The 6631-nt window shown below is 42.8% G+C and carries 8 protein-coding genes; 4 read left to right on the top strand and 4 right to left on the bottom strand.

What is annotated here, in order from left to right:
- Positions 1 to 267: 267 nt before the first annotated feature.
- A complete protein-coding gene (locus tag IQ229_RS07935) occupies positions 268 to 1284 on the bottom strand; it encodes a sulfate/molybdate ABC transporter ATP-binding protein (protein ID WP_194042721.1) in 1017 nt (338 codons plus the stop codon).
- 456 nt (positions 1285 to 1740) lie between these two features.
- On the opposite strand from IQ229_RS07935, the gene chlP reads away from it, so the two are divergent.
- Positions 1741 to 2961, top strand: coding sequence for a geranylgeranyl reductase (chlP, locus tag IQ229_RS07930; RefSeq protein WP_194042719.1), 1221 nt, complete (start codon positions 1741 to 1743; stop codon positions 2959 to 2961).
- Between the two features lie 195 nt (positions 2962 to 3156).
- On the opposite strand, the gene IQ229_RS24465 is transcribed toward chlP, so the two are convergent.
- Complete coding sequence (locus IQ229_RS24465) at positions 3157 to 3279, bottom strand: hypothetical protein (protein WP_265582957.1); 123 nt, start codon at positions 3277 to 3279, stop codon at positions 3157 to 3159.
- A gap of 6 nt (positions 3280 to 3285) precedes the next feature.
- Here IQ229_RS24465 and IQ229_RS07925 point away from each other — a divergent pair, with 6 nt between their 5' ends.
- Together IQ229_RS07925 and IQ229_RS07920 are read left to right on the top strand one after the other, a co-directional pair.
- The gene (locus tag IQ229_RS07925; protein WP_194042717.1) at positions 3286 to 4062 is read left to right on the top strand and encodes a class I SAM-dependent methyltransferase; all 777 of its coding nucleotides are present in this window, start codon (positions 3286 to 3288) and stop codon (positions 4060 to 4062) included.
- A gap of 76 nt (positions 4063 to 4138) precedes the next feature.
- On the top strand, positions 4139 to 4819 hold the full coding sequence (locus IQ229_RS07920; protein WP_194042715.1) for a Uma2 family endonuclease: 681 nt from the start codon (positions 4139 to 4141) through the stop codon (positions 4817 to 4819).
- 92 nt (positions 4820 to 4911) lie between these two features.
- Here the strand turns inward: IQ229_RS07920 and IQ229_RS07915 are convergent, their stop codons facing one another.
- On the bottom strand, positions 4912 to 5208 hold the full coding sequence (locus tag IQ229_RS07915) for a hypothetical protein (RefSeq protein WP_194042713.1): 297 nt from the start codon (positions 5206 to 5208) through the stop codon (positions 4912 to 4914).
- A gap of 28 nt (positions 5209 to 5236) precedes the next feature.
- Positions 5237 to 5704 (bottom strand): VOC family protein, encoded by a 468-nt coding sequence (locus IQ229_RS07910; RefSeq protein ID WP_194042711.1) that lies wholly within the window; start codon positions 5702 to 5704, stop codon positions 5237 to 5239.
- Between the two features lie 75 nt (positions 5705 to 5779).
- Here IQ229_RS07910 and IQ229_RS07905 point away from each other — a divergent pair, with 75 nt between their 5' ends.
- The gene (locus IQ229_RS07905) at positions 5780 to 6253 is read left to right on the top strand and encodes a DUF4385 domain-containing protein (protein WP_194042709.1); all 474 of its coding nucleotides are present in this window, start codon (positions 5780 to 5782) and stop codon (positions 6251 to 6253) included.
- Positions 6254 to 6631: the final 378 nt, after the last annotated feature.

Raw genomic sequence — 6631 nt, 5'->3', positions numbered from 1 at the left:
CTGTGTTCTCTGTGACTCTGCGGTTTAAAAGTAATTTATCTAACCACAGAGACGCAGAGAACACAGAGGTAAGAGATGAAAAAGAAATTTTCTGAACAAAATTTTTATCCACCTTGAAAGGGCTAGTTCTAATAAATAGCAATGCGATTTGATTTGCAAAAATCGCAATAACAAGATCCCCGATTTCTTAGAGAAGTCGGGGATCTTTTTGTTCACGAATGATTTGTCTCTAACTCTGTCCCCTGCTCCCCTGCTCCCCTGCCTCCTTCAAATTGAATAAGACACTGGAAAGGACTTTGCATCCTTTGGCTTCACATACACTCGCTGTAGGGGTTCTAACTCTAAGTCATTAAAGCGATCGCGTGTTAAATGCGCCATCACTACTTGCCCGTCATCGAAAGTTAATTCCACCTGAATTTCCCAACCCAAATGTATCAACCGACTCACTGTCGCAGCCGTAGTCGTACCGTTAGCAACCTTTTCAAAAATCACATCTTGCGGGCGCAAAAATACTTCTGGGTGTGGTGCATCAAAGCCACTACTTTGAAAAATCTTCGAGGTACTGGGTAACACATTCACCGGGCCGATGAAACTCATTACAAATGCGGTAGCGGGATTATCGTAAATTTGTGCTGGTGTGCCCACCTGTTCCACACGTCCTTTATTCATGACTACAACCTCATCGGAAACTTCCATTGCTTCTTCTTGGTCGTGGGTAACGAAAACTGTGGTAACATGAACCTCATCATGGAGGCGGCGTAACCATGCCCGTAAATCTTTGCGAACTTTAGCATCAAGCGCGCCAAAGGGTTCATCTAGTAATAAAACTTCCGGTTCTACTGCCAAAGCCCTGGCTAAAGCTACCCGTTGTCTTTGACCACCAGAAAGTTGTGATGGATAGCGATCGCCTAATCCACTCAATTGCACCAATTCGAGTAACTGTTCTACCCGCCCCTTAATCTTCTTTGGCTGTGCTTTACGAATTTCTAAGCCAAAGGCAATATTTTGCTTGACAGTCAGATGCTTGAATAGGGCATAGTGCTGAAACACAAACCCAATATTTCGCTGTTGCACACTTTGGTATGTAGCGTCCTTACCGGTAAGCAGGATTTTACCGCTATCTGGCATTTCTAAACCTGAGATTAACCGTAGTAGCGTAGATTTACCCGATCCCGATGGCCCGAGCAATGCAACTAGCGAACCACTCTTAATTTCTAGGCTGACCTGATCAACTGCCTTGAAACTTCCGAATTGTTTGGAGACATTCTCAACTACTATACCCACTGCTACTATAACCTCTGCAACTAAATCTACAGATCCTTGGTAGGATTACTGTGTCCTACATATACCATATCTCGTTATTTCATGGATGAACAAGATTTAGCTACTGCAACTGCCACAATCGAGGAAGCTACAGTCAGCACCACTGCAATCTAGGGAACTACAATCAGCAGCCCAATGCCCCATACCCAATACTTTTCGGGTTTTAGGGGAAAGGGGAAAGGGAAAAGGTTTGAATTTATCTTTACCCCTTACCCTTTAACCTTTCCCCAGACCAAAAAACAGATTGTTGGGTTTATCCGAAAAGTATTGGCCCCATACCCAATGCCCCAGGTTCAATTCGTATCGAAACATTAAGGAATATTGCATTTCAGCAGAAACCTGGAGGTAAACCGCCAAATCACTAGAAAGACCGTGGTAGTATGCTCTCGGTAAATGTGAAGATTGGGAGAAAGACCTTTGACACTACGGGTTGCTGTTATTGGGTCAGGCCCTGCTGGTTCATCTGCCGCTGAAACACTGGCAGCCTCTGGGATTGAAACCTACCTGTTTGAGCGGAAGTTAGACAATGCAAAGCCTTGTGGGGGCGCAATTCCCCTATGTATGGTGAGTGAATTTGACCTACCGCCAGAGATTATTGATCGCCGGGTACGGAAGATGAAAATGATTTCGCCTTCCAATCGCGAGGTTGATATCAATCTGATAAATGAAGATGAATATATAGGAATGTGCCGCCGGGAAGTGCTGGATGGCTTTTTGCGCGATCGCGCCGCAAAACTAGGCGCAAATTTAATTAATGCCACCGTTCATAAACTCGATATACCAGGAAACAATACCGATCCCTATACGATTCATTACATTGACCACACAGATGGGATATCACAAGGTATTGCCAAAACTCTGAAAGTGGATCTAATTATTGGGGCCGATGGGGCTAATTCCCGCGTTGCTAAGGAAATGGACGCTGGGGATTACAATTATGCGATCGCCTTCCAAGAGCGAATTCGCTTACCCGAAGACAAAATGGCCTACTATAACGACCTCGCCGAAATGTATGTCGGTGATGACGTTTCTACTGACTTCTACGCTTGGGTTTTCCCCAAATATGACCACGTAGCTGTCGGTACTGGGACAATGCACATCAATAAAGCCAGCATCAAACAGTTACAAGCTGGTATCCGCGCCCGTGCATCCGAGAAGCTAGCAGGCGGTAAAATCATCAAAGTCGAAGCCCATCCAATTCCTGAACATCCCCGTCCCCGTCGTGTCGTTGGTCGCATTGCTTTGGTGGGAGATGCTGCTGGTTACGTTACCAAGTCCTCTGGTGAAGGTATTTATTTTGCGGCTAAATCTGGGCGGATGTGTGCCGAAACCATTGTAGAAGCATCTAACAGTGGTAGCCGTATTCCTACAGAAGGCGACCTCAAGGTTTACCTGAAGCGTTGGGATAAGAGATACGGACTCACCTACAAGGTGCTGGATATTCTGCAAAGCGTGTTCTATCGTTCCGACGCTACCCGCGAAGCATTTGTGGAAATGTGCGATGACCTCGATGTACAACGGCTAACATTTGATAGCTATCTGTATAAGACGGTTGTCCCAGCTAATCCCATCACCCAACTGAAAATTACTGCCAAAACCATTGGTAGTCTAATTCGGGGTAATGCCCTTGCACCTTAATTGAGTGCGGAATATTGGGACTTCCAACAAATAAATTACCCAATACGGTTACAGTAGACCTCTTGTAAAAGTCCCTAACACCCCACCCCTTGGTAAGCTACGGTGTACACACATCTTGGTAATGAAGCCCAAAACCTGGATTTACCCCCCTTTATAAGGGAGATTTAGGGGTATCTAAAAGGATTTGATACATCACTAAGAACTTTCAAGTAAAATCTTGGCTTCTAGAGGATGGCGAGTACCTTTCTCATGGCCATAAGTAGTTCTACTACCATAAAATTCTCTTAGTTGCTGTTTATAACTATCTAGATCAGTCATAACCAAATGTCAAATTTTCTACACTTTATAGTAGCTCTTGTTGTGATATTGAGTTGCTCGCTGCTGAATCCAAGCCTGACAGCACAAGCCGCAACTGGTGCGATGTCTACGACGGGCTACGCAGTTTACGAACAACGGCTAATCCACAGTCCAGATGGTATCGGTAAATACTACATGGGGCGCGAAATAGCCCAAGTTATGGGATACACCGGCGCTGGCTGGTTAGAACGTCCAAGTCGAGAGAGAGAAGAACAGCCAAGTAAGGTAGTCAGCCTCCTGAATCTGAAACCTAATGATGTGGTGGCGGATATTGGCGCTGGTACAGGTTACTTAAGCTTTCGGATCGCACCTTTATTAACAACAGGTAAGGTGTTAGCTGTAGATGTTCAACCAGAAATGTTGGAAATCATTGAGTTATTCAAAAAAGAGAAAAATATCACCAATGTTGAGTCTGTTTTGGCAACCCTTAGCGACCCCAACTTACCATCTGAAAGTATCGATTTGGCGTTGATGGTAGATGCTTATCATGAACTTGAGTATCCCCAAGAAGTGATGCAAGGAATTGTGAAAGCACTTAAACCAGGTGGAAGGGTGGTGCTGGTTGAGTATCGGGGTGAAAATCCCTTTATTATGATTAAACGTCTGCATAAAATGACTCAAAAGCAAGTCCGTAAAGAAATGCAAGCTGTTGGTTTGGTTTGGCGGGAAACTAAAAACCTATTACCTCAACAGCATTTAATGATATTTGAAAAACCTGATTCTAGCGATTTATTAACAAAATGAGGCTTGGGTAGTATTTCCGTAGAAAAATATGTACCAAGCCATAATAAAGTAAGACTCCTTGCCAGAGCAGAAAATCATGGTTAACTTATCACTCAAGCAGCGAATTCCTCATTTAGAAAATGGCGATCGCCTGACTCGCTACGAATTTGAACGACGCTATCAAGCAATGCCCCGTCATCAAAAGGCAGAGTTAATTGAAGGAGTTGTATACTTGGCATCCCCATTACGCTTTGAAAGTCATGCTGAACCACATGGTCATCTAATAGGTTGGTTGTGGACTTACCAAATTGCCACTCCTGGTGTGAGATTGGGAATTGAGCCAACAGTCCGCTTAGATCGAGACAATGAACCGCAACCAGATGGAGTATTATTAATCACACCAACATCTCAAGGACAATCTCGTTTGAGTAATGATGATTATATCGAAGGTGCGCCAGAACTCGTAATAGAGATAGCAGCTAGCAGTGTTGCTATTGATTTACATGACAAGAAAAAAGTTTATGGGCGGAATGGAGTAAAAGAATATATTGTTTGGCAAATATTTGAAAACAAATTAGATTGGTTTAGCCTGCAACAAGGAGAATATGTCTCTTTAGAAGTGGACGCAGATAGAATTATCAAAAGTCAAGTATTTCCTGGTTTGTGGTTATCAATGCCCGATTTACTTGCTGGCAATATGCAGCAAGTATTGGCTGTGTTGCAGTTGGGATTAAATTCGCCAGAACATCAAATATTCGTGCAGCAGTTGTCTAGTTAGAATTCAGAAGTCAGAATGGGCTATGCCTTGCTGCACTAACAAGAGTCAGGATAGTTAAAGAATCAGAGAAATATTTGATGACTATTTTGGCATCAGTCTATTTTTTGGGGAATGAGACTGGCGCTTTTGGTTACACTATCCCAAACAATCCAGTTAAGAGAATTATCTAAATCATCGGGGCTGTTTGAAACTTTAAAATATAGCTTTTCTTCACGTTTTCTTTCAATGGCAAAGTCGGCATTTTGAGCATAAGCGACTATAAAACCTTTGTCTCGCAAACAATACATCGCCCAGGCTTTCAATGATTGCTTGTATGGTTCGTGTGGAATTGGCGGTTTTGTGATTGTATCTTCAATTACTTTAAAGATTTGCGTGATATTTGCAGCCATAGTAGATACTTTTGTTATTACCCCTAAGTTAACTAGCTTCTGGATCGCAACGAATTTCAATCATAAAGCCATCTGGATCGTAAAAATACACTCCTCTACCAGTAGGACGAGTGACTGGGCCATGTGCGATCGCTATTTTATTTTCCCCGATCACTGTCACCGCGCGATCGAATAACTGCGGATCGATGTCAAAGGCTAGATGGTAGGCTCTGGTAAAGGTCTTTTCTGGGTCTGGATTTGGTGGTGATAATTCTGGTTCCCCAAATAAATCGAGAATTGTACCATCCGGGGTGATGAAGTTGGCTACTTTCCCAGATGCGACAAGTTCCACCAGGGTTGCGGGTACTTCCTCGCCTGTGAGTTCATGCAAACCCAAGATTGTGCCATAAAAGTAGCGCGAGGCTTGCATATCCTTGACATTGAGGGCAATGTGATGCACTTTACGCAGGTTTCCTGGCGCAAGGACACTGTTCACGGATTGGGTGCTAGATAGCATAATCAAATAAATCTCAATACTTAGATAGAAGTTGAACTTTTTTTTAAAGTTTACTATTTCTAATAAAAATCTATCATGGCTTTTGATTATTCTTTAGACTTTAAAATTATTGATTTTCGCCAACATCCTGAACTTTATCGTGTTGGGAAGGGTGAGCAGGGTGTACTTTTGGTTGAACCATACAAATCAGAAATCCTTCCTTACTGGCGATTCAAAACTCCTGAAATTGCTAGAGAGTCGAGTGAAAAAATCTATGAGATGTTTCTTGATTATTTAGATAAAGATGATTTTGTCGGCGCAGATATGGCACGAAAGTTTATCCAAATGGGTTATACTCGCTCTCGCCGTTATGCTAATCATAAAAGCGGCAGGAAGTATAAACAAAATTCCGAAGATTCAGGTTCCAAAAAAGAGATTCTTCCCTACGAAGTAGATCCAGTTAAAGCGGAATCGGCAGCAATATTTAAAGCGAAGTGGGTAGAAGCAAAGACAAATGAGAAATATCAAGAGCTTTTAGCCAAACATAAGCAGATGTATGAGCTAGAGTAAAGCACTATTAACTTTCAATTGAACGGCTTTCGGAGAGTGTATTACGTGAATGAACCTCTGAGCTTCGTCGATGAACCTTTTAGCTTTGTGAATGAATCTTGGGGACTAATTGCAGAATGTTGTTACTTACATTGTGGCTAATTAATTTAAGAGTAACGCGATCGCATTTCCACACTCAGCAATCCAATAATAATCATAGTTGCCTAAGAGGATGTTTGAAAAGTCCTCTTATCGGTAGCAAAACGTTCCAGATCCCCCTAAATCCCCCTTTCCAAGGGGGACTTTGATTCAGGTTCCCCCTTTTTAAGGCTAGGGGGGATCTAAGAGTGCCCAAAATCACAGTGAAATACTTTTCAAACAACCTCTAATATCATGTCC

Source organism: Nostoc cf. edaphicum LEGE 07299, assembly GCF_015207245.1.
Lineage (GTDB): Bacteria > Cyanobacteriota > Cyanobacteriia > Cyanobacteriales > Nostocaceae > Nostoc > Nostoc edaphicum_B.
Note: the sequence above shows the minus strand (reverse complement) of the source record. Positions and strands in the feature narration are given on the sequence as shown.